The organism is Saccharomonospora sp. CUA-673, assembly GCF_001942305.1.
Taxonomy (GTDB): Bacteria; Actinomycetota; Actinomycetes; order Mycobacteriales; family Pseudonocardiaceae; genus Prauserella.
In genome coordinates, this window is record NZ_MKKE01000004.1 from 90,046 (window position 1) to 111,671 (window position 21,626).

General features: G+C 70.9%; 18 protein-coding genes and 3 pseudogenes. 3 read left to right on the top strand and 18 right to left on the bottom strand.

Translation table 11 applies throughout. The features are described from left to right. Position 1: 1 nt before the first annotated feature. The 17 genes and pseudogenes from BJF85_RS02715 to BJF85_RS29515 all read right to left on the bottom strand — a co-directional run. Complete coding sequence (locus BJF85_RS02715) at positions 2–541, bottom strand: hypothetical protein (RefSeq protein ID WP_083665857.1); 540 nt, start codon at positions 539–541, stop codon at positions 2–4. After that, positions 538–681: a hypothetical protein gene (locus BJF85_RS27820; RefSeq protein WP_222844426.1), complete on the bottom strand. Its 144-nt coding sequence runs from the start codon at positions 679–681 to the stop codon at positions 538–540. Before BJF85_RS27820 ends, BJF85_RS02715 begins: the two co-directional genes overlap by 4 nt. Next, positions 675–1,133 carry a hypothetical protein gene (locus BJF85_RS02720; RefSeq protein WP_139320431.1) on the bottom strand — a complete coding sequence of 153 codons (459 nt, stop codon included), beginning with the start codon at positions 1,131–1,133 and terminating at the stop codon, positions 675–677. Before BJF85_RS02720 ends, BJF85_RS27820 begins: the two co-directional genes overlap by 7 nt. Continuing rightward, entirely contained in the window at positions 1,130–2,410 is a 1,281-nt protein-coding gene (locus BJF85_RS02725; RefSeq protein WP_083665859.1) for an MlaD family protein, read from the bottom strand. The genes BJF85_RS02720 and BJF85_RS02725 overlap by 4 nt, the downstream gene beginning before the upstream one ends. Then, positions 2,410–3,669, bottom strand: coding sequence for an MCE family protein (locus BJF85_RS02730; RefSeq protein ID WP_083665860.1), 1,260 nt, complete (start codon positions 3,667–3,669; stop codon positions 2,410–2,412). Before BJF85_RS02730 ends, BJF85_RS02725 begins: the two co-directional genes overlap by 1 nt. Then, entirely contained in the window at positions 3,666–4,958 is a 1,293-nt protein-coding gene (locus tag BJF85_RS02735) for an MCE family protein (protein ID WP_075845616.1), read from the bottom strand. The genes BJF85_RS02730 and BJF85_RS02735 overlap by 4 nt, the downstream gene beginning before the upstream one ends. After that, positions 4,958–6,001, bottom strand: coding sequence for an MCE family protein (locus tag BJF85_RS02740; RefSeq protein ID WP_075845617.1), 1,044 nt, complete (start codon positions 5,999–6,001; stop codon positions 4,958–4,960). The genes BJF85_RS02735 and BJF85_RS02740 overlap by 1 nt, the downstream gene beginning before the upstream one ends. After that, the gene (locus BJF85_RS02745) at positions 5,998–7,056 is read right to left on the bottom strand and encodes an MCE family protein (protein WP_075845618.1); all 1,059 of its coding nucleotides are present in this window, start codon (positions 7,054–7,056) and stop codon (positions 5,998–6,000) included. The genes BJF85_RS02740 and BJF85_RS02745 overlap by 4 nt, the downstream gene beginning before the upstream one ends. Next, the gene (locus BJF85_RS02750; RefSeq protein WP_075845619.1) at positions 7,053–8,492 is read right to left on the bottom strand and encodes an MCE family protein; all 1,440 of its coding nucleotides are present in this window, start codon (positions 8,490–8,492) and stop codon (positions 7,053–7,055) included. Before BJF85_RS02750 ends, BJF85_RS02745 begins: the two co-directional genes overlap by 4 nt. After that, positions 8,489–9,277 carry an ABC transporter permease gene (locus BJF85_RS02755; RefSeq protein WP_255375349.1) on the bottom strand — a complete coding sequence of 263 codons (789 nt, stop codon included), beginning with the start codon at positions 9,275–9,277 and terminating at the stop codon, positions 8,489–8,491. The genes BJF85_RS02750 and BJF85_RS02755 overlap by 4 nt, the downstream gene beginning before the upstream one ends. A 141-nt stretch (positions 9,278–9,418) precedes the next feature. Then, positions 9,419–10,141: an ABC transporter permease gene (locus BJF85_RS02760; RefSeq protein WP_075845620.1), complete on the bottom strand. Its 723-nt coding sequence runs from the start codon at positions 10,139–10,141 to the stop codon at positions 9,419–9,421. A gap of 96 nt (positions 10,142–10,237) precedes the next feature. Beyond that, positions 10,238–11,007, bottom strand: a pseudogene (locus BJF85_RS02765) (SDR family NAD(P)-dependent oxidoreductase). 11 nt (positions 11,008–11,018) lie between these two features. Next, positions 11,019–12,179 carry an aldehyde dehydrogenase gene (locus BJF85_RS02770; protein WP_255375343.1) on the bottom strand — a complete coding sequence of 387 codons (1,161 nt, stop codon included), beginning with the start codon at positions 12,177–12,179 and terminating at the stop codon, positions 11,019–11,021. Then, a complete protein-coding gene (locus tag BJF85_RS29505; RefSeq protein ID WP_255375344.1) occupies positions 12,071–12,532 on the bottom strand; it encodes an aldehyde dehydrogenase family protein in 462 nt (153 codons plus the stop codon). Before BJF85_RS29505 ends, BJF85_RS02770 begins: the two co-directional genes overlap by 109 nt. Further along, positions 12,532–13,449 carry a 3-oxoacyl-ACP reductase gene (locus BJF85_RS02775; RefSeq protein WP_075845645.1) on the bottom strand — a complete coding sequence of 306 codons (918 nt, stop codon included), beginning with the start codon at positions 13,447–13,449 and terminating at the stop codon, positions 12,532–12,534. Before BJF85_RS02775 ends, BJF85_RS29505 begins: the two co-directional genes overlap by 1 nt. 11 nt (positions 13,450–13,460) lie before the next feature. Beyond that, positions 13,461–14,135: a zinc-binding dehydrogenase gene (locus BJF85_RS29510; RefSeq protein ID WP_369822055.1), complete on the bottom strand. Its 675-nt coding sequence runs from the start codon at positions 14,133–14,135 to the stop codon at positions 13,461–13,463. 33 nt (positions 14,136–14,168) lie between these two features. Continuing rightward, positions 14,169–14,410 (bottom strand): annotated as a pseudogene (locus tag BJF85_RS29515) (alcohol dehydrogenase catalytic domain-containing protein); the annotation flags it as partial. Positions 14,411–14,940: 530 nt separating this feature from the next. Here BJF85_RS29515 and BJF85_RS02785 point away from each other — a divergent pair. The 3 genes and pseudogenes from BJF85_RS02785 to BJF85_RS02795 all read left to right on the top strand — a co-directional run bounded on the left by BJF85_RS02785 (position 14,941) and on the right by BJF85_RS02795 (position 18,880). After that, positions 14,941–16,052 (top strand): annotated as a pseudogene (locus BJF85_RS02785) (acyl-CoA dehydrogenase family protein). 48 nt (positions 16,053–16,100) lie between these two features. Further along, positions 16,101–17,240, top strand: coding sequence for an acyl-CoA dehydrogenase family protein (locus tag BJF85_RS02790; protein ID WP_075845621.1), 1,140 nt, complete (start codon positions 16,101–16,103; stop codon positions 17,238–17,240). Further along, the gene (locus BJF85_RS02795; protein WP_075845622.1) at positions 17,237–18,880 is read left to right on the top strand and encodes a long-chain-fatty-acid--CoA ligase; all 1,644 of its coding nucleotides are present in this window, start codon (positions 17,237–17,239) and stop codon (positions 18,878–18,880) included. Before BJF85_RS02790 ends, BJF85_RS02795 begins: the two co-directional genes overlap by 4 nt. On the opposite strand, the gene BJF85_RS02800 is transcribed toward BJF85_RS02795, so the two are convergent. Beyond that, on the bottom strand, positions 18,861–21,620 hold the full coding sequence (locus BJF85_RS02800) for a bifunctional GNAT family N-acetyltransferase/acetate--CoA ligase family protein (RefSeq protein ID WP_083665862.1): 2,760 nt from the start codon (positions 21,618–21,620) through the stop codon (positions 18,861–18,863). The two genes, BJF85_RS02795 and BJF85_RS02800, sit on opposite strands and share 20 nt — an antisense overlap. Positions 21,621–21,626: the final 6 nt, after the last annotated feature.

A 21,626-nucleotide genomic window follows, 5' to 3' on the forward strand; every position in this document is an offset into this window, starting at 1 on the left:
CTCATTCGGGTGTCATCTCGGTGATCCGCCACGTGCCGTCGGAACGCACGGCCACGACGGAGATCCACAGTGCCGAGGACTCCCGCGGTCGCATGTCCGCGCCCAGCACGCGTTGATCGGCGAGCACCAGCGCCTCGACGCGGTCCTCCGTCAGCGTCCGCAGGCCCACCGAGCGCACCGTCGTCGAGCGCACGGCGGGCTGCTCGCGGGCGTGCCGTTCCACCTCGGCGAACGTCGTGCGGTGCTCCGACAACGCCGCATCGGCCAGCACCCGATCGGCGGCCCGGCCGGTGCGGTCGAGGTCGGCCGGGTCGTACGACAGCACGGCCGACACCCCGGCGCGGATCTCGTTCGACACCCGCTCCGTGGCCCTGCGGTCGACGTAGGCGAGGTCGTCGGACGCCGACGTCGCGCCGTGCACGCCCACCCACACCGCGGCCGCGCCGAACAGCACGCACACCGCGGTCAGCACGCTCAGCACCGTCGCCCGGCGGGCGTCCCGGCGCGCGCCGGCCGGTGCGGGTCGCTCGTCGTCGCTCATGACCCGGCCTCCTGCACCGCGGACACCTTCCACGTGTCGCCGTCCCGCGTCAGGTCGGCCAGCACGCCGCTGCGCCGCGACTCCGGCTGCCCGCCCTCGCCGCCGCCGTCCGGACCGCCGTGCACCTGCACTTTCACCACGGCGAGCAGGCGTGCGGTGCCGCGGGCCTCGTCCAGATCGGACAGCGCCGCGCGGGACGTCGTCGCCGTGGCCACCATCTCCTGGTCCTCGCGCGGGCGACGTGCTCGTCGCGGTCTCCTTTCAGCTGCTGGTGCAACGAGCCGTCGGTCACCTGGAGCCAGCGGTCCACATCGGATCCGGCGGTGCGGTGGTCGATCGCGTTGAGCACCTCGAGTGCCTGCGTTCCGTGCTCGAGGGCGGTGTCCCGTGCCGCCGCGACCTGCGCCTCCGCGCTACCGGACATCGCCCACCAGCGAACGCCGAGGCCCGCGAGGCACACGAGGGTCAGCACCGCGACCACGGCCAACGCGGCCACCGTGCGATCCCCGCGCCAGGCACGCACGGCCCGCAGTGCTGCCCGCAGCGGTGCGCGCCTCCAGGACCTGACCCTGGTGCGCAGCGGCGCGCTCATCGGCCCACCCCCAGCAGGTCACCGAAGCCGCCGGAACCGCCCCGGTCCTCGCCGGTGAGATCCAACAGCCCCGGCAGGCGGCGCCGCTCGCCCTCGGCGTCGCCCTCCGGCCGCTCCGAACCACCGCCGGCGTTCTCGTCGCCCGCACCGGGGATCGGTGCCGGCTCCCCCGCGACCGGCGCGTTCTGCGCACCGCGCACGCTACTGCGACTGCCCGGCGGCTCGGCGCAGTAGGCATCGGTGTTGGGCTCGACGTCCTGCGTCTCGGCGGCGGACCGGCGATCGGTGCCCTCGTACCCCTTGGTGCAGCTGTGCGGGTCGAAGAACGTCGGCACGAATCCCAGGTGCCCCTCGCCGTTGGACACCACCGACCGCGAGAAACCCGACACCATGGGCAGCGCGACCATCATGTGCTCGAGCGCGTCGTCGCGCGGTTCGAGCACCTGTGACGTGGTCAGCAGGTTGGCGATGAGCACGCTCAGGCTCGTGCCCGAATCGGCCAGCAGCGTCGAGATCTCACGGCTCGCCTCGGGCGCCTCGTCGACGACGGTCCGCAGATCGCCGTCGGAGTCCTTCAGCTGCCCCGCGATGTCCCGGAACCCGCTCGCGATCGACGTGATCTGCTCGGAGTTGCGACGTTGGGTGTCGAGGACGGTGCGACTGTCGGCCAACAGCTCCGCGGTGTTCGGCAGGTGCTGCCGGGCCTCGGTCGTCAGTGACCCGGCCGCGTCCAGCAACCGGCCCAGTTCCGGTCCGGCGCCGGAGAACGCGGTGTCCAGTTCGTCGACCACGGTCGTCAACGACCGGGGATCCACACTGGACACCAGGCGATCCAGATTGGCCAGCAGCCGGTCCGGGGACACGGGGGTGTCGGTGCGGCTGCTGTCGATCCGCGATCCGGCCTGCAGGTACGGGCCCTCGTCGGAGGTCGGCCGCAGGTCGACGTACTGCTCGCCGACGGCCGAGCGGTTCGCCACGACGGCGTCGGTGTCTGCCGGGATCGGTGGCGCCCCGTCCTCGATGTCGAGGTCGACCGTCACTCCGGTGTCGGCCAGGTGCAGTTCGGCGACCCGGCCGACGGTCACACCGCGGTAGGAGACCTCCGCGTTCTCGAAGATCCCACCCGACTCGTCGAGGCTGACGTGCACGAGGTAGCCCCGCTGGCCGAGCAGCAGCCGGTCCAGACCGGCGTACGTGCCGCCGGCATAGCCCACGGCCAGCAGCGAGATCAGCCCGAACACCACCAGCTGGATCCGGTTCTTGCGTTGCAGCCGCATCAGCCGCCACCTCCCACCAGGCCGCCGAGCAGGTCGTTCAGCCCGCCGCCCGCCGACCCGTCACCCGGGCCCTGCGGCACCGACCCGGCCGGCCGCGACAGCGGCGCGCCGGGGTCCGGCAGTGGCAGCGGCGGCGGGGCGGTGCCGTCGTTGAACGGGATCGCACCCTCGGCGCCCGTTCCGCCGTCATGGGGCAGCTGCACCGGTGGGCGGCGCGCGTTGAGGATGTTCTCCAGGATCGTGTCGAGCTCCAGTTCGAGCCGCACACTCACGTTCGCGTAGTCGCCGTGCACGATGGAGTTGCCGAACACCGGGATCGGATAGCTCGGCAGCAACTGCATCGCCTCGGGCAGGTCGGAGCCGGCCTCGGCGAGTTTCTCCAGTGTGGGGGTCAGCGAACGCAGGTTCGCGACGAGGCTGTCCCTGCTGGCGTTGACCACGCGCGTGCCGGTGCCCGACAACTCGCCCAGCGATTCGAGCATGCCCACGAGCTGTTCCCGCTGCCCGGACACGACCTCCAGACCCGGTTCCAGGTCCTCCAGGGCCGTGGCGAGGTCGTCACGCTGGTCGACGAGCGTGCCGGACAGAGCGTGCACCCCGTCGATCGCGCGCACGATGTCCTCGCGCTGATCGTCCAATGTGGTCGCGAGATGGTCGACCCGCGACAGCAGCGCCCTGATCTCCGGTGCGTTCCCGGTGAGGGCGTCGTTGAGCTCGCCGACGATGTCGCGCAACTGTTCCACGCCACCGCCGTTGAGCAGCAGCGACAATGCTCCGAGGACCTCCTCGACCTCGGGGTTGCGGTTGGTCCGCTCGACCGGGATGACCGCACCGTCGTCCAGCGACCCCCGCGCCCCCTCACCGGGTGGGGCGAGCTCGACGAACTTCTCCCCCATCAGGCTGGACTGCCGCAGTTGCGCCGAGGCGTTGGCCGGCAACCGGATGTCGCCGTTGACCGTCAGGTCCACCAGCGCCTGCTTGCCGTCCTCGGACAGGCGGACGCGATCGACCCGGCCGACGTCGACGTCGTTGACCTTCACCGTCGCCTGGGGCACCAGGTCGAGCACGTCGTCGAACTCGACCGTGACCCGGTACGGATCCGGACCCAGATCGGCCCCGCCCGGCAGCGGTGCGTTGTACAGCCCCGAGAAACCGCCGTCACCGCAGCCTGCCACCAGCAGCAACAGGCACACGAGCGTCAGTCGCACCCCGCGCGTGCGGCTGCGCCGCGGGCCGGTCGTGCTCGCCGCGCGCGTCATGAGCCACCTCCCCGCTGCCCGTCCGGGGCCGCGTCCGGTCCACCCGCGCCGCCTGCCGCGGCGGGATCGTTCGGGGCCGCGCCGGGCGTGGATTCGGAGATGGCGCCGGGAGCGATGATCGAGGGCAGCGGCAGCGGGGGCAGCTCCCCGCTTTGGATCGACGCGAGTATCTGGGACACCGAGGGGATCTTCGCGACCCCGTCGACGACCGGCTGGAGCGCGTCACACAGCGACAGCAACGACTCGGGGAGCCGGTTGTCGGCGAGCGAGTTGGTCAGCTGGCACGCCGTCGTCAGCAGCGGATTGGTCACCTCGTTGAGGTTGTAGCGGATGGCGATCGACCCGGACGCCGCGTCGTAGGAGTTGATGAAGTTCGACAGTCCCAGCGGCGCGACGTCGGCGACCTCGGCGAGCGCGGCGCGCTGGTCCACCAGCACCTGGGTCACGCCCTCCAGCCGCTCGATGTTGGTGCCGAGGGCCTCCCGGTTCTCGCCCACGAACTCCTTGACGTCACCGAGCGCCGTGCCGAGCGACGACAGCGCTGCGCCGACGTCGTCGGAGTCCTCGGACAGGAACCCGCTGACCTCGTTCAGGCGCGAGAAGAACTCGTTCAGCTGCGCGTCGCTGTCGGACAGGAGCTTGGTGAACTGCTGCAGGTTCCGCACGGTGCCGAACAGGTCGTCGGACGAGTCGTCCATCGTGGTGGCCAGTTCGGACAGTCGCGTGACGGTCGTGTTGAGGTTCTCGCCCGTTCCCTCGAGGTTCGCGGCCGTGGTGTCGAGCGCGCGGGACAGGGCACCGTCCCGGTTCGCCCCGTCCGGGCCTAGCGCGGTCGACAGCTCGTCGAGGCTGCCGTAGAGGTCGTCGATCTCCATCGGCGTCGCGGTGCGCTCGGCCGGGATCGTCGACGCCGACCGCATTTCCGGTCCGCCGTCGTAGACGGGCGTGAGCTGCACGTACCGGTCGCTGACGAGGCTCGGCGGCACCACGACGGCGCCGGCGTCCGCGGGGACCTGCACCCCCTCGTCGATCGTCATGTCGACGACGACCTGCTGTCCGCGGGGCTCGACCCGCGTGATCTCACCGACCTCGATCCCCAGCACCCGCACCGTCGACCCGGCGTACAGTCCGACGGCCCGGTCGAAGTGCGCGGTCAGCTGCAGACCGGTGCGTTCCTTGAGGACCCACCACAGTCCGCCGCTGAGCAACAACGCGACGACGCAGCCCGTCGCGAGCCACCGGTAGAGGTTGCGGCCCGCGCGCGTGTCGCCGGTCAGCAGGTTGGTCATCAGCGACCTCCCACGCCCTGGTCGGGTGCGGCGATGTCGCCGACGCAGCCTTCGGAGTTGTATTCGTATCCGGTGCCGGTGTTGATCGTCGGCGGCAGCATCCCGCAGATGTAGCCCTCGAACCAGCGTCCGTTGCCGGTGACGTTGGTGCCCATACGCGTGAACGGGGCCAGCAGTTCGAGCCCGCGGTCGAGGTTGTTCTGGTTGCGTTGCAGCACCTCGGTGACCGTGCCGAGCTCGCGCAGCGCCGGACCGATCTGCTCCCGGTTGTCGGCCACGACGCCGGAGAGCTGCTGCGAGACCTGCTGCGTTCCCTGCAGCAGCTGCTTGATGGCCGCGCGCCGGGACTGCAGTTCGGACAGCAGCAGGTTGCCGTCCTCGATCACCGCGCGCAGTTCGGTGTTGCGGCTGTTGAGTGTTCCGGTGATCTGCCGGGTGTTCGACAGCAGCCGGGACAGTTCCTCGTCGCGGGAGGACACCGTCTCCGACAGCGCCGACAGTCCGGTCAACGCCTCCTGCATCGGCTCCGGGGTGTCGGCGAACGTCTCGGCCACCACGTCGAAACTGCGGGCCAGCTGGTCGGTGTCGATGTCCTCCACCGTCGTCGACAGCTGGTCGAACGCGTCCTGCAGTTCGAACGGCGTCTCGGTGCGCTCCACCGGGATCGGCGCACCGGGATCCTGCGGCTCCTGCCCCTGCGGCCGCAGCGCCAGGTACTTCTCCCCGAGCAGCGTCTTGATCTCGATCGAGGCCGTCGTCTCGGCGCCGATGCGCGAGGGGTCGATGTCGTCGACGGAGAACGTCGCGCGCACGTGCGTGCCGTCCAGGACGACCTCGTCGACCGTGCCGACCTGCACCCCCGCCAGTTGCACCTCGTTGCCCTCGGCGAGCCCGGCCGATTCGGCGAAGTGCGCCGAATACGTCGTCCGGTCGTGCAGGATCGGGATGTCGTCGAACCGGTAGGCCGTCGTGATCGACAGGACCACGAGCGTGACGGTGACCAGTCCGACGGCCGCCTGGTTGCGCTCCTTGAGGGGCTTCATTCGACCTGGCACCTCTCTGGCATCTGGGTCGCGGGCAGCGGCAGGATCGGCAGTTCGACGTTCAGCGACGAGATGCCGACCGAACCGCTGAGGTCACACAGGAAGTAGTTGAACCAGCTGCCGTAGCTGACGGTGCGGGTGAACTTGTTCAGGTGTCCGGGCAGCATCGTGAGCACCTCGTCGATGAGCTCGCTCGAATCGGCCAGACCGCCCGCGAGGTCGCGCAGTCCCGCGACGTCGTCGCGCAAGGGTTCGCGCGCGTCGGCGAGCAGTCCGCTGGTCGCCTCGGTGAGTTCGCCGAGGCCCTCGACGGCCTCGCCGATCGGTTTGCGCTGCTCGGCCAGTCCGGACACGAGTTCCTGCGTCGTGGACAGCAGGTTCTGCACCTGCGGCGTGCGGTTGTTGACCGTGGTCAGGACCTGGTTCAGGTTGTCGACGGTCTGCCCGATGACCTCGTCGCGTTCGGCGAGCGTCGAGGTGAGCGACGCGGTGTGCGACAACAGGCTGCGCACGGTGCCGCCCTCGCCCTGGAACACGCGGATGATCTCGTAGGACAGCTGGTTGACCTGCTCCGGTTCGAGGGCCCGCAACAGCGGTTGGAATCCGTTGAACAGCACGGTCAGGTTCAGCGCCGGCTGCGTGCGCTCGACGGGGATGGTGCTGCCCGGTTCGAGCGGCTCCGACTCGGGCACGGCGGCGTCCAGGGACAGATAACGCTGGCCGATGAGGTTGCGGTACTTGACGGTCGCGGTCACCAGGCCGGGCAGGTCGCGCTCGCCGTGGATGTCGAAGTGGATCTCGGCGTGGGCGTCGCCGCCGGACTCTGCAGCCTCGCCCTCGCCCACGTCGATCCGCTGCACCTGGCCGATCTTCACGCCCGACATGCGGACGTCGTCGCCCTCGCGCAGGCCCGATGCGTCGACGATGTGGGCCGTGTATTGCGCGGAGGGCCCGAAGTTCGTATTGGCGATCGTCGCGGCGAGGATGCCCGTCAGCAGCACGGTGACCGCCGCGAACACCCCGATCTTGATCAGCGCGGGAACGAAGCTCCTCATTGCAGCTCCACCGTCGTGCCGCGGTACAGCGGTCCGAGGAGCACCCCGCCCCAACCGGGCAGCTCGTCGGGGGCGATGCCCGTCTCGGGCGACTGCAGCACGCCGATCAGCCGCAGCTCCTCCGGCGAGTTGACCGGCGAGGACACCCGGCCCTGCCCGGCCGCACCGCCACCCTGCGGTCGCTCTGCCTGCGCCTGGTCACCCTGCGCGGAGCCGTACAGCGCGCCCTGGTGGTCGCCGTCGGCGGGGAACGGCATGTCGTAGCCGAGCACCGGGCCGGGCAGCGGACCCGAGTTCCGCGACGGTGCCGGATGCGTCGATCCGTCCCGCAGCGGACCCTCCGGCGGGTACTGCGGGAACCGGTCCGGCGGCTCCATCTGCGGATAGCAGCGCGGACCGCGCTTGTCGTCGAACCGGGGCTCGTCGACACCGGGTTCGTAGCGGCCCCGGTTGTCGCCCAGGAGCCGGATCACGACGTTGTTCATCTCCTCCTCGCCGTAGCCGAACGCGGCCTTGGCGTGCGGCACGGAATCGGCGAACTGCCGAAACATGCAGGGGTACTGCGGGGCGTACTTGGCCAGAATGTCCAGAGTGGACTGTGCACTCGTGGTGAGGCCGATGATGTTGCGCTCGTTGGCCGCGAGGAACCGCTCCAGGTCGCCGGACGTGCCGGTCACGCTCTCGTACACCCCGGCGAGACTCTCCCGCTTCTCGACGATCGTGCGGGTGGTCGTGGTCAGGTCCCGCATCGCAGCCAGGAAGTCGGGTGCGGCCTCGTCGTAGGTGTGGGCCACGTCGGCCACGGCGTCCATGGCATAGGTCAGGTCGGGCAGCTGCGGTTGGACGTCGCGCAGGTACTCCGACAGTTCGACGAGCGTGTCGCCGAGCTGCTCCCCGCGTCCCTCGAGCGCCGTCGACACCGCCGAGAGGGTGCTCGAGAGCTTCTGCGGTTCCACGGCCTGCACGAGCGGGAGCACATTGGACAGCACCCGTTCGAGCTCGACCGCGGACTCGCTGCGGTCCTGCGGGATGACGTCGCCCGCCGCGAGCGGCTCCACGCCGTCGCTGGGCTCGGGCAGCTGCAGCGCGACGTAGCGCTCGCCGAACAGGGTCTTCGGCAGGAGCCGGGCCGACACGGTCGAGGGAATGGCGTCGATCCGCTCGGGGTCGATCGCCAGGTCGAGCACGGCCTTCTCGGAGTCGGTGCTGATCGAGCGCACCTCGCCGACCAGCACGCCGCGCACCTTGACGTCGGCGCCCTCGCGCATCTGGTTGCCGGCCGTGTCGGTTTCCAGCCGCACCGATGCGTCACGGGAGAAGGCCTTGTTGTAGATCGCGACGGTCGTGGCGACGAACGCGACCGCCGCGACGAGGAACACGACCCCGAGCGCCTGCAACCCGAGTCTGCGCAACAACTCCGCACGCACGTTGCTCATCCCGACAACCTCACCGTCGTGCTCGAACCCCAGATCGCCAGACTGAGGAAGAAGTCGAGGACCGCGACCAGCACGATCGACGTCCGCACGGCCCTACCGACGGCCACGCCCACACCCGCGGGCCCACCGCGCGCGAAGTAGCCGTAGAAGCAGTGCGACATGATCACGACCGCGGCGAAGATGATCACCTTGCCGAACGACCACAGCACGTCCTCCGGTGGTAGGAACAGGTGGAAGTAGTGGTCGTAGGTGCCGGCCGACTGGCCGTACATCCAGATCGTCACCTGCCGCGCGGCCAGGTAGGACGAGAGCAGCCCGACGGCGTAGAGCGGGATCACCGCCACCACGCCCGCGATCACCCGCGTGGTCACGAGGTACGGCAGGCTCGGGACGGCCATGACCTCCATCGCGTCGATCTCCTCGGAGATCCGCATCGCGCCGAGCTGGGCCGTGAATCCGCACCCCACGGTGGACGACAGCGCGAGACCGGCGGCCAGCGGCGCCACCTCCCGCGTGTTGAAGTAGGCGGAGATGAAGCCGGTCAACGCGGCCGTGCCGAGCTGATCGAGCGCGGCATAGCCCTGCATGCCCACGATGAGACCGGTGAACAGCGTCATCCCGATCATCACACCGAGCGTGCCGCCGATGACCGCCAGCCCGCCCGTGCCGAAGCAGACCTCGGTCAGCAGCCGCAGGGTCTCCCTGCTGTAGCGGCGAAGCGTGCGCGGCACCGACGCCAGCACCTTGCCGTAGAACAACAACTGCGAACCGAGGCCCTCGAGCATCGCACCGGGCCGGGCGATGTACTCGAGCACGCGCTCGTCGTCGCGCCGGCGCTCGGCGTCCGGCGTACGGCGCCCGTCGGCACGTTCCCGAAGGGTGCGCTCGAGCTCGTCGACGTCCTGCTTCTGCTGTGTCATGGCCGATCACAGCGCCTTCGGCGGAACGATCTGCAGGTACACGGCCGTGATGACGACGTTGATGAGGAACAACAACAGGAACGTGATCACGACGGCCTGGTTCACCGCGTCGCCGACGCCCTTCGGACCGCCCGACGGGTTCAGTCCGCGGAACGCGGCGACGACGCCGGCGAAGAATCCGTAGATCACGGCCTTGAGCTCGCTGACCCACAGGTCCGGCAGTTGGGCCAGCGCGTTGAAACTCGCGAGGTAGGCACCCGGCGTACCGCCCTGCATGACGACGTTGAAGAAATAGCCGCCCAGTACGCCGACGACGCTGACGAGTCCGTTGAGCAGCACCGACACGACGATCGCGGCCAGCACCCGCGGCACGATGAGGCGCTGGATCGGGTTGACCCCGAGCACCTCCATCGCGTCGATCTCCTCGCGGATCTTCCGCGCGCCGATGTCCGCGCACACCGCGCTGCCGCCCGCACCCGCGACGAGCAACGCCGTGATCAACGGACTCGCCTGCTGCACGATCGCGAGCGCACTCGCGGCACCGGTGAACGACTGCGCGCCGATCTGCTGGGTCAACGATCCGAGTTGCAGCGCGATCACCGCGCCGAACGGGATGGCCACCAGCGCGGTCGGCAGGATCGTCACGCTCGCGAAGAACCAACACTGCTGGATCCACTCCCGCCATTGGAAGGGCCTGCGCGGGATCGCGACGAGCACTTCCCACGACAGGGTCGCGAGCCGGCCGACCTGGCTGAGCGCGCCGGTACCCGGAAGGCCCCCGCTCGTGTGCTCATGCCACCTCCAACCTCGGCCGGCTCGCGTTCCCTACACCTTCAGCGCATGAGTGGCGGTCGCACCTCCGTCGGCGACGAACTCGGCACCCGTGCTGTACGAGCTGTCGTCGCTGGCCAGGAACGCGACGAGACCGGCGATCTCCTCCGGCCGGCGACCCTGCCCAACGCGACCTTCTTGCCGATCGGCGAGAGGTCGGTGTCCTCGCCGGTGAACTGGCGGATCATGGCGGTGTCGATCATTCCGGGATGGACGGAGTTGACCCGGATCCCCTTCTCGCCGAGTTCGAGCGCCGCCACCTTCGTCATGCCGCGGATGGCGAACTTCGTGGCCGTGTAGGCGGTCACGGCCGGCATCCCGCCGAGCCCCTCGACGGACGAGAGGTTGATGATCGACCCGCCGCCCGCCTCGGTCATCGGCGCGACCGCGGCCCGCATGCCGAGGAACGTGCCGATCTGGTTGACCCGCAGCAGCCGCTCGTAGTCGGCCAACGTGTGCTCGGCCAGCGGCGCGAAGTGCAGCAGACCCGCGTTGTTGACCAGCACGTTCAACGTTCCGAACTCCGCCGCCACGCGCTCGATCGCCGCCGCCCAGTCCTCTTCGGACGACACGTCGAGCCGTTGGTAGACGGCCGCGCCCGGACGTTGTGCGCAGATCCGCTCGACCGTCTCCGCGCCGCCCTCGTCGTTGACGTCGGTGACCAGGACGCGTGCCCCGTCGGCGGCCAGTCGCCGCGCGAACGCGGCACCCTGGCCGCGCGCGGCACCGGTGATCAGGGCGACCTTGCCCTCGAGTCGTGTCATGGCCTGTCCCGTCACATCATCTCGTCGCCGAGCGGCATGAGCACGGTCTTGAGCTCGGTGTAGGCCTCGATCGACGACCGGCCGCCCTCGCGACCGAGGCCCGACTGCTTGAAGCCGCCGAAGGGCAGGTGCGGTTCGATCTGGAAGCCGTTGATGCACACCGTGCCCGCGCGGAGCCGACGTGCCATCCGGAACGAGCGCGCCCCGTTGGCGCTGAACACGCTCGCACCGAGGCCGTACTCGGTGTCGTTGGCCATCGCGACGGCTTCCTCCTCGTCGTCGAACGGCACGACCGCCAGCACCGGTCCGAAGATCTCCTCCTGTGCCAACGTCGAGGAGTTGTCGACGTCGGCGAAGATCGTCGGGGCGACGAAGTTGCCGTTCGCGTAGTCGCCGTCGAGCCGCTCGCCGCCGGTGACGAGCCGCGCCCCTTCCGCGGTGCCCTTCTCGATGTAGCCGAGCACGCGGTCGAGCTGCTTGCCGTTGATCAGCGGCGCGGACATCACGGCGGGGTCGAACGGATCGCCGTAACTGACCATGCCGGCCACACCCTGCGCGGCGGCGATGAACTCGTCGTACACGCTGCGGTGCACGAGCGCCCGGGTGTTGGCGACGCACGCCTGCCCGGACAGGCCGAGCGTGACGGCGCCGATGGTGGTCGCGGCGGCGAGGCCGACGTCGGCCGCGTCCTCGAAGACCACGGCCGGGCTCTTGCCGCCGAGCTCGAGCGACACGCGCTTCATCGTCGAGGCGGAGGCCTCCACGATGCGGCCGCCGACCGCCCGCGACCCGGTGAAGCTGACCTTGTCGACGTCGGGGTGGGTGATGAGCCGCTCGCCGGTCGGATCGCCGGGACCGGTGACCACGTTGAGCACCCCGGCCGGGACGCCGGCCTCGACGAGCAGTTCGACCATGCGCAGCACGCTGAACGTGCAGTACTCCGAGGGCTTGAGCACCACGGTGCACCCGGTCGCGAGCGCCGGTGCGATCTTCTGCGCGAACAGCAGGAACGGCGCGTTCCACGGCAGGATCGCCGCGACGACGCCGACCGGCTCGCGGAACGTCATCGCCAGGTGGTCGCCGCCCTGGTAGGGCGTGAGGGTCTCGCCACCGAGCTTGTCGACCCAGCCCGCGTGGTGGTCGAACACGTCCCCGGCCACCTCGACCGACACGGCGTACACGCCGGCACCGAAGCGACGGGCACCGAGTTGTCCAGCGCCTGCAGTCCGCGCAGCTCGTCGGCGTGCTCGCGCAGCAGCGCCCCGCACCGCCGGAGCAGCGCGATGCGTTGCTGTGCCCGCATGTTCGACCACTCGCCGGCGTCGAACACCCGGCGGGCCGTGGCCACGGCAGCATCCACATCGGACACCGAGGCGACGGCGAGCTCGCCGATCTCCTCCCCCGTCGCCGGATGGTGGTGGGTCCAGGTCGCGCCACCTGCGGCGGCGCCCCATTCGCCGTCGATGTACAGCAGGCCCGGCTTGATGCCGAGCTCCTCGCGGTGCGTCTGCATGGTCAGGGTCATCAGCAGGTCTCCTGTCCGGGTTGGCCCAGCTCCAGCACGTCGCTCGCGGAGAACATCCGTCCGGGCGGGTCGGTGTCGTAGGCCTCGAAGTGGCGTCCCAGTCGGTCGTCGAGTTCGGCGACGGTCCAGAAGTCGCCGCCGGTCACGAAGTCCCGGTCGATGGACGGTGGTCGCAGCAATGCGACGTGTCCCCCGTGGACGACGAACACCTGTCCGTTGATCGCGTCCGATGCGGGTGCGGCCAGATAGGCGACCAGCGGGGCGACGTGACCGGTCGACAGCGGGTCGACCCCGGGCGGGGCGTCGGTGCCGAACGTGCCCGCGGTCATCGCCGTCCGCGCGCGGGGACAGATCGCGTTGGCCCGCACGCCGTAGCGGCCGCCGGCCCGGGCCGTCGACACGGTCAGCGACGTGATGCCCGCCTTGGCCGCCCCGTAGTTGGCCTGCCCGGCCGGTCCGGACAGGAACGCCTCCGACGAGGTGTTGACGATCCGCCCGTACACCGGACCGCCGTGGGCCTTGGACTCGCCGCGCCAGTGCTGCAGCGCACCCCGGCACAGCAGGAAGTGCCCGCGCAGGTGGACCCGCAGCACCGTGTCCCAGTCGTCGTCGGTGAGGTTGAACAGCATCTTGTCGCGCACGAGACCCGCGTTGTTGACGACGACGTCGAGACCGCCGAGCCGCTCGGTCGCGGCGGCCAGCAGCGCGTCGGTGGTCTCCCGCTCGCCGACGTCGCCGGTCACGGCCACGGCCTTGCCGCCGAGCTGTTCGACGGCGGCCGCCGTGTCGCCCGCGGTATCGGGGTCGATGTCGCCCACGACGACCGACGCGCCGTGGCGGGCGAGTTCGAGCGCCTCGGCCCTGCCGAGACCCCCGCCAGCACCGGTCACGATCGCAACGCGGCCGTCGAGGGACAGGTTCTCCGCGCTCACTCCAGCGTCACCACCTGGCGGATCACGTCGCCGCCGCCGGCGCGGAGGACGTCGAGCCCGCCGTTGAGGTCCCCGAAGTCGATGCGGCGGGAGATCATGCCGTCCAGGTCGAGCAGGCCCGCCCGCCAGAACCGGATCATCGCCGCGGTGTCGCGTTCGACGTGCGTCGAGCCGTACAGCGAGCCGAGGATCTTCTTGTCGTGCAGGAACAGTTCCTGTGCGCTGAACTCGACCATGGCGTCGGCCCTGCCCGCGCCCACGACGATCACCGAACCGCCTCGGCGCGCGTGGTCCCAGCCCGCGCGGATGGTGGCGGGAGCGCCGACGACGTCGAAGGCGTAGTCGAAGCCCTGGGAGGCCGTCAGCTCGTGCTTGATCCCCTCGACCTCGTCGGGGGTCACCGCATGCGTGGCGCCGAACCGCTTGGCCACGGCGTGCTTGTCCTGCACCGGGTCGACCGCGACGATCGTCGTCGCACCGGCGATGCGCAGGCCCTGGATCACCGAGATGCCGACGCCGCCGCAGCCGAAGACGACGGCCGTCGAACCGGGTCGCACCGCCGCCGTGTTCAGCACCGCGCCGACGCCGGTCAGCACGCCGCAGGCGATCAGGGCGGCGGTCTCGAACGGGACGTCCGGGTCCACCTTCACCGCGGCCGGCGCGGGAATCACCAGCTCCTCGGCGAACGTGCCGAGGCCGGAGAACCCGAACAGCTGCTCCTCGCCGATCCGGAACCGGGCCGTGGTGAACGCCGAGATGACGTGCACGGCGCACAGGTTCAGCTCGCCGCGCAGGCAATCCGGGCAATGCCCGCACGGCGGCACGAACGACACGGTGACGTGGTCGCCGACCGCGAGATGGTCGACCCCGTCGCCGACGGCGACGATCTCGCCGGCGCCTCGTGGCCGACCACGCCGGGTGCCATCGCGGGCAGCGTGCCGTCCATCGCGGACAGGTCGCTGTGGCAGATACCGGAGGCACGCACCCGCACGCGCACCTCACCGGGGCCGGGCCCGACGACGGTGACGTCGTCGCGCAGGTCGAGCTTGTCGGTACCGATCTCGTGCAGAACGGCGGCTCTCACGTGCTGCCTCCTCGTCGAAGCGTGCCGGTGGACGTCGGTGTCGCGTAGCTCACGTGAGACCCGACAATAGAATTTGTTCTCGTCACCCGCAAGAGCCAGTTCACACCGTTTATCAAGCGGCCTGACCTGATTGACATCACCTTTGAGCGGCCACGACACACAGTCGTCCGACAACTACGACGCTGAGAGCCCTTCCGTTAAATAGAACTTGTTCTACAATCAACGGCCGAGTGCTGCCGGGGTGGCCCACTCCGCGCCGGCACCGCGACGGCGCCGGGGTCGCACCGGGTCCGTACTTGTCCAACGGTCAACAGGAGGATCGGATGCGGATCGCGTACACGACGGAGCAACGACGCCTGCGCGACGAGCTCCGCGCGTACTTCGCCGAGCTGATGACACCCGAGCTCAGGGAGGGTCTGCGCACGGACGGGGGCGAGTACGGCGACGGCAAGGCCTACACCGAGATCGTCCGCAGACTCGGCGAGGACCGCTGGCTCGCGCTCGGCTGGCCACCCGAGTACGGCGGCCGCGGCGGATCGATGTTCGACCAGCTGATCTTCACCGACGAGGCTGCCGTCGCGGGCGTGCCCGTGCCGTTCCTGACGATCAACACGGTCGGCCCCACGATCATGCGCTACGGCACCGACGAGCAGAAGGAGCACTTCCTGCCGCGGATCGCAGGGGGCCGCCTGCACTTCGCCATCGGCTACTCCGAACCCGAGGCCGGAACCGACCTGGCCGCGCTGCGCACCCGCGCCGTCCGCGACGGCGACGACTACGTGATCAACGGGCAGAAGATGTGGACCAGCCTCATCGAGTACGCCGACTACGTCTGGCTGGCCGCCCGCACCGACCCCGACGCCGCGCGGCACAAGGGCATCAGCGTGCTGGCCGTACCGACGTCGGCCGAGGGGTTCTCGTGGACCAAGGTCCACACCGTCGCGGGGCCCGGAACCAGCGCCACCTACTACTCCGACGTGCGCGTTCCGGTCACCGCCCGGATCGCCGAGGAGAACGCGGGCTGGTCGCTCATCACCAACCAGCTCAACCACGAACGCGTCGCCCTGACCTCCGCCGCACCCCTGCGGGCCGCGCTCGACGACGTGCTCTCCTGGGCTCGGGAGGCCGAACGCGCGGACGGCACCCGCGTCATCGACGAGCACTGGGTCCGCGGGCACCTCGCCCGTGTGCACGCCCACACCTCCTACCTGACGCTGCGCAACTGGAAGATCGCCTCGGCCGCCGACTCCGCCGCGCTGACCCCGGCGGACGCCTCCGCGACGAAGGTGTTCGGCACCGAGTTCGCCACCGACGCTACCGCCTGCTGTTGGAGGTGCTCGGCGCAGGCGGCCTGGTGCGCGAGGACTCGCCCGGCGCCCTACTGCGCGGGCGCATCGAACGGGCGCACCGGTCCGCGCTGATCCTCACCTTCGGCGGCGGCACCAACGAGATCCAGCGCGACATCATCGGCGCCACCGCCCTGAACCTCCCCGTCACCCGCTGAAAGCTCCCCCGCCCACGTTCCGGAACTGCCGACCAGGGAGTCGCATCGATGGACTTCACGCCCACCGAGGCCCAGCGTGACCTCGCCGAACTGACCCGACGCATCGCCGCCGACCACCCGCCCGCCGAGCCGGTGGGTTCCGGCGGGTTCGACCGGAACCTGTGGACGGCGCTCGGCGGCGCCGGGGTCCTCGACGCCGCGTTGCCCGCGCACGTCGGGGGCGGCGGGTTCGGCGTGGCCGAACAGTGCTCCGTGCTCGCCGAACTCGGCCGCGCCGTCGCCGCCGTGCCCTATCTGCCGACGATCACCATGGCCGCCACCACGCTCGCCGAGCACGCCGACGGCGAGACCCTCGAACGCTGGCTCGTGCCGATCGTGCGCGGCGCCCGCATCGTCGCCCCCGCACTCCCCGAGACCGGCGCCCCCGTGTCGTTCACGCTCACCGAGAACGGTCACGGCTTTGCGACCGTGTCGGGGCAGGCCACCGCCGTCGAGGCGGGCGCGTTCGCCGACGGCTTCCTGCTGCAGGCCTCCTCGGCCGACGGGGACGTGCTCGCACTCGTCGCCGCCGACGCACCCGGCCTGCGGGTCGAACGCCAGCAGCTCGTCGACCACGCCGACGCGGCGCTCGTGCACGCCACCGACGTGCGCCCGGACGCCGTTCTGCCGCCGGCATCGGTGCCGTGGCTGCGCAGGCGCGGCGTGCTCGGCGCGTGCGCGCGACAGCTCGGCGTGCTCGAACGCGCCCTCGAGCTCACCGCGGCCTACGCGGCCGAACGCACGCAGTTCGGCAAGCCGATCGGCGGGTTCCAGGCGGTGCGGCACCGACTCGCCGACGCCTACCTCGACGTCGACGCGGTCCGCCTCACCCTGTGGCAGGCCGCGTGGCTGCTCGCCGAGCACGCCACCACCGAACCGGCCCACGGGACCGACACGTCCGAGACAGTCGGCACCGAGCTCGACGCCGCGATCGCGACGGCGAAGTACTGGGCGGCCGAGGCGGGACACCGCGTCGCCCACACGGCGGTGCACGTCCACGGCGGCGTGGGCATCGACGTCGAGCACGAGGTGCACCGGTACTTCGTCGTGGCCAAGCGCGGCGAGTTCGCCTTCGGCGGCGCGAGCGCACATCTGCACCGGCTCGGCGACCTGCTGGCCCTGCCTGCCCCGGCGGGACGGCACCCATGACCGGCGCGGCCACGACCCCGGTACCGACCGTCACGGAGCTGCTGACCGCGCAGCTCGGTCGGACCGCGCCGGGGCTGAGGTTCGGCGATGCCGAGCGGTCGTGGGACGAGGTCGTCCGCGCGTCCGCGGTGCACGGGGCTGCGGCGCGTGCCCTCCTCGACCGGTGCCGGCACACGGGGCGTGCCGGCCCCGGGCCCGCGCACGTCGGCGTGCTCGCCGACAACGGCCCGGAGTTCGCGTTCCTGCTGGGCGGCGCCGCGCTGTCGGGGTCGGTGCTGGTAGGCCTCAACCCGACCCGCCGGGGCACTGCGCTCGCCAGGGACGTGCGGACCGCCGACTGCGGCGTCGTGCTCGCCCAGCCCTCCTACCGGCATCTCCTCGGCGACGTCGACGTTCCCGTCGTGGACCTCGATGGTCCGGAGTGGACGGACCTGCTGGCCGAGCACGCGCGCGCCGTGCCCGATCCGGTGCCCACGACCCCGGACGACCTGCTGATGTTGATCTTCACGTCCGGCACCAGCGGCGACCCGAAGGCCGTGCGCTGCACCCACGGCAAGATCGCATTCCCCGGACGCATGCTCGCCGAGCGATTCGGACTGTCCACCTCGGACACGGTGTACGTCGCGATGCCCATGTTCCACTCGAACGCGATCATGGCAGGCTGGGCGGTGGGGCTGGCCGCGGGCGCCGCCGTCGCGCTCGCCCCGCGGTTCTCGGCGAGCGGGTTCCTGCCGGACGTGCGCCGGTTCGGCGCGACCTACGCCAACTACGTCGGCACCCCGCTGTCCTATGTGCTCGCCACCCCGGACCGCCCCGACGATGCCGACAATCCGCTGCGGATCGTCTACGGCAACGAGGGTGCCGAGGAGGACCTCGCCGCGTTCGCGCGGCGATTCGGCTGCCACGTGGTCGACGCGTTCGGCTCCACCGAGGGCGGGGTCGGCTTCGCGCGCACCCCCGACACCCCGGCCGGATCGCTCGGCAGGCTCACCGACGACGTACGCATCCTGCACCCGGACACCGGTCTTCCGTGTCCTCCCGCGGAGTTCGCGCAGGACGGCAGCGTGTGCAACGCCGCCGAAGCCGTCGGCGAGCTCGTCAACGTCAGCGGTGCGGGCTGGTTCGCGGGCTACTACAACGACCCCGACTCCGACGCCGAGCGCCTGCGCGGCGGCCGCTATCACACCGGCGACCTGGCCTACGCCGACGCCGACGGCTACGTCTACTTCGCCGGCCGCACCGCGGACTGGGTGCGCGTGGACGGGGAGAACCTCGGCACCGCACCGATCGAGCGCATCCTCACCCGACACCCCGACGTCGCCGAGGCGGCCGTGTACGCCGTCCGCGCGCGCGTGGGCGACGAAGTGATGGCCGCCCTCGTCCCCGCAGCCGACGCGCAGCTGGACCCGGCCGAATTCTCCGCGTTCCTGGCGCGGCAGGACGATCTCGGCCCGAAGCAACGACCCCGCCACATCCGGATCACCCGGTCCCTGCCGCGGACGGCGACGTTCAAGGTCGTCAAACGCGCCCTCGCCGCCGAGGGATCGGACTGCGCCGACCCCGTGTGGCGCGCCGACGGCCACGACGCGGACGCCAACGCGGCCGGCACCTATCGACCCGTCATGCCCGGGGAGCGTTGATCTGCCGCAACCGCCGCGGTCCGCTGTCGGGCCGGGACGGGGGCGATCCGAGCACGATCCGCGCATTGGTCACGAACACGCCCTCGGGCGAGGCGAGGATGGGGTCCAGCGCCAACGACCGCACCTCCGGGTTGTCCTCGGCCAGCACCGCGACCCGCAGCATCAGGTCCTGCAACGCCTCGAGGTCGGCAGGCTCGTCGCCGCGATAACCGGTGAGCAACGGGGCGGTCCGCGGTTCCCGAACCAGGGTCGCGGCGTCCACATCGGTCAGTGGCACCGCGCGGAAGGCCCGGTCCCCCAACAGGGTGCTGACCACGCCCGACAAGCCGAACGACAGCAGCGTGCCGAATGACGGGTCGTCCTGGAGGCCGATCACGCACGAGATCCCCTTGGGTGCCATGCGCTGCACGTACACGTCGTCCGAACCGGACGTGCGGCACAGGTCGCGGTACCCGCTGCGCACCGCGTGCTCGGACGCCAGGTCCAACCGCACGCCCGCGAGGTCGGGGCGGCCACGCAGACCGTCGTCGTAGGCCTTCAGCGTCACCGGGTAGCCCAGTTCGTCGGCGACCGCGGCGGCATCGTCCTCCGTGGACACGACCCGGAACGGCACGACGTCGATGCCGTAGCAGTCCAGCAGCTGCACCAGTTCCTCGTCGGTCAACGTGACGGTGTCTCGCTCGGATCCCTCGTGGTACCACTGCCGCACGAGACCGCGGGCGCGTTCGGTGTGCACCCCCTGCGGGACCACGGCCGTCCCCTGTGGACGTTCCCGCCACTGCGCGTACCGCACGACCCGGGCCAGCGCGTTGACCGCCCGCTCCGGACTCGGATAGCTCGGGATGGAGCCGAACACGGGCTCGTCGTGCTCGCCCACCAACGCCAGTTCCGCGGGCACGCCCTCGGCGGCCAGGAACGTCGAGACGATCGGCTTGTCCGCGCTCCCCCGCGCGCGCACCACCTCCCGCAACGCACGCGCGTACGCCGTCCCCGGGATCGCCACCGGCGGGGCGAACACCGCCACGAGCGCGTCCACCTCCGGGGAGTCGAGCGCCTCTCCGATGGCGGTGGCGAACTCCTCGGGAGAGGACTGCGGTCCGATGTCGACGGGGTCGATGCCGAGTTCGAGTCCGTTGGCGCGCGCCGTGTCGGCTGCCAGCAGGCCGATCGCGCTCGAGTTGCCGACGATCGCCACCCGTGCCCCGGCCGGCAACGGCTGGTGCGCGAAGACCAGTGCCGTGTCGAACAGCTGCGCCAGCGAGTCGACCCGCACGACGCCCGCCTGCTCGAACAGCGCCTGCACGCTCGACTCGTCGATCTCGGTCGAGGTCGCCGCCAGCTGCGGACGCACCGCGTGCCGGCCGGATTTCACGGCCACGATCGGCTTCGTGCGCGCGAGCCGCCGCGCGAGCCGCGCGAACTTGCGCGGGTTGCCGAACGATTCGAGATACAGCAGCACGACGTCGGTGTTCGGATCGGTCTCCCAGTACTGCAGCAGGTCGTTGCCGGAGACGTCGGCGCGGTTGCCCGCGGACACGAACGTCGAGAGCCCCAGACCGCGCGACTCGGCGTCGGCGAGGATGGCCGTGCCCAGCGAACCGGACTGGCAGAAGAACCCCGTGCGGCCCGGTTTCGGCAGCCGCGGCGCCAACGTCGCGTTCAGCCGCACCCTCCGGTCGGTGTTGAGCACGCCCAGCGCGTTCGGCCCGACCACACGCATCCCGTGCGCCCTGGCCTCGCCCACGAGCTGCAGCTCCGCGTGCAGACCGTGCGGACCGGCCTCGGCGAAGCCGGACGACACGATGACGAGCGTCTTGACCTCCTTGGCCAACGCCCCGTCCAACACGGCCTCGACCTGATCGGCGGGCACGGCGACGACGGCCAGGTCGACGGGATCGGGAATGTCGAGGACCGACCGGTACGCGCGCACCCCCCGCACCGACGGATGCTCGGCGTTGACCGGGAACACCGGTCCGGAGAAGTCGGCGCCCAGCAGGTTCGTCAGCACGGCGTAGCCGATCTTCGTCGGATCGGTCGAGGCGCCGATGACCGCCACCGACCGCGGATGCAGCAGGTTGTGCACGCTGCGCGCCTCCGCGGCCTGTTCGCGCGCGCGGGCGACCTCGAGGGAGTCCTCGGTGGGGTCGATGTCGAACTCGAGGTGCAGCACGCCCTCCTCGAAGGCGCGACTGACCTGGTAACCGGCGTCCCGGAACACGCGCACCATCGCCGAGTTCTCCGCCATCACCTCCGCCACGAACCGACGCAGCCCCGATTCCCGCGCGGCCGCCGCGAGATGCTCGAGCAGGATCGAACCGAGACCGCGGCCCTGATGCGCGTCGTCGACGACGAACGCCACCTCCGCCGAGTCGCTGTCGAGGCCCTCGTACCGGCCCACCGCGACCGCATCGTCGCCGAGCAGCGCCACGAACGCGACCCGCTTGGCGTGATCGACCGTCGTGAACCGTTTGAGGTCCCGCGCCGGGATCCGCGGATAGGCACCGAAGTACCGCAGGTACCGCGTGCGCTCCGAGAGCCGGCTGTGCAGCGCGACGATGCGGTCGGCGTCGCTCGGCACGATCGGCCGCAGGTGCACGGTGCCGCCGTCCGACAGCACCACGTCGGCCTCCCACCCGTGGGGGTAGTCGAACGGGTCCGGCTCCGCCGTGTCGGCAGCCTCGGTCGCCTCGGTGTCCGTGTCGTCGGGGCCGTCGGGGCCGTCGGTGGTCTGCTCGGTCATGGTCAG

What these genes read in the sequence shown, in the direction of transcription:
- BJF85_RS02715 (WP_083665857.1), bottom strand. Translation starts at nt 541, where the DNA reads ATGAGCGACGACGAGCGACCCGCACCGGCCGGCGCGCGCCGGGACGCC.
- BJF85_RS02720 (WP_139320431.1), bottom strand. Translation starts at nt 1,133, where the DNA reads ATGAGCGCGCCGCTGCGCACCAGGGTCAGGTCCTGGAGGCGCGCACCG.
- BJF85_RS02725 (WP_083665859.1), bottom strand. Translation starts at nt 2,410, where the DNA reads ATGCGGCTGCAACGCAAGAACCGGATCCAGCTGGTGGTGTTCGGGCTG.
- BJF85_RS02730 (WP_083665860.1), bottom strand. Translation starts at nt 3,669, where the DNA reads ATGACGCGCGCGGCGAGCACGACCGGCCCGCGGCGCAGCCGCACGCGC.
- BJF85_RS02735 (WP_075845616.1), bottom strand. Translation starts at nt 4,958, where the DNA reads ATGACCAACCTGCTGACCGGCGACACGCGCGCGGGCCGCAACCTCTAC.
- BJF85_RS02740 (WP_075845617.1), bottom strand. Translation starts at nt 6,001, where the DNA reads ATGAAGCCCCTCAAGGAGCGCAACCAGGCGGCCGTCGGACTGGTCACC.
- BJF85_RS02745 (WP_075845618.1), bottom strand. Translation starts at nt 7,056, where the DNA reads ATGAGGAGCTTCGTTCCCGCGCTGATCAAGATCGGGGTGTTCGCGGCG.
- BJF85_RS02750 (WP_075845619.1), bottom strand. Translation starts at nt 8,492, where the DNA reads ATGAGCAACGTGCGTGCGGAGTTGTTGCGCAGACTCGGGTTGCAGGCG.
- BJF85_RS02755 (WP_255375349.1), bottom strand. Translation starts at nt 9,277, where the DNA reads ATGCTCGAGGGCCTCGGTTCGCAGTTGTTGTTCTACGGCAAGGTGCTG.
- BJF85_RS29505 (WP_255375344.1), bottom strand. Translation starts at nt 12,532, where the DNA reads ATGACCCTGACCATGCAGACGCACCGCGAGGAGCTCGGCATCAAGCCG.
- BJF85_RS02790 (WP_075845621.1), top strand. Translation starts at nt 16,101, where the DNA reads ATGGACTTCACGCCCACCGAGGCCCAGCGTGACCTCGCCGAACTGACC.
- BJF85_RS02795 (WP_075845622.1), top strand. Translation starts at nt 17,237, where the DNA reads ATGACCGGCGCGGCCACGACCCCGGTACCGACCGTCACGGAGCTGCTG.
- BJF85_RS02800 (WP_083665862.1), bottom strand. Translation starts at nt 21,620, where the DNA reads ATGACCGAGCAGACCACCGACGGCCCCGACGGCCCCGACGACACGGAC.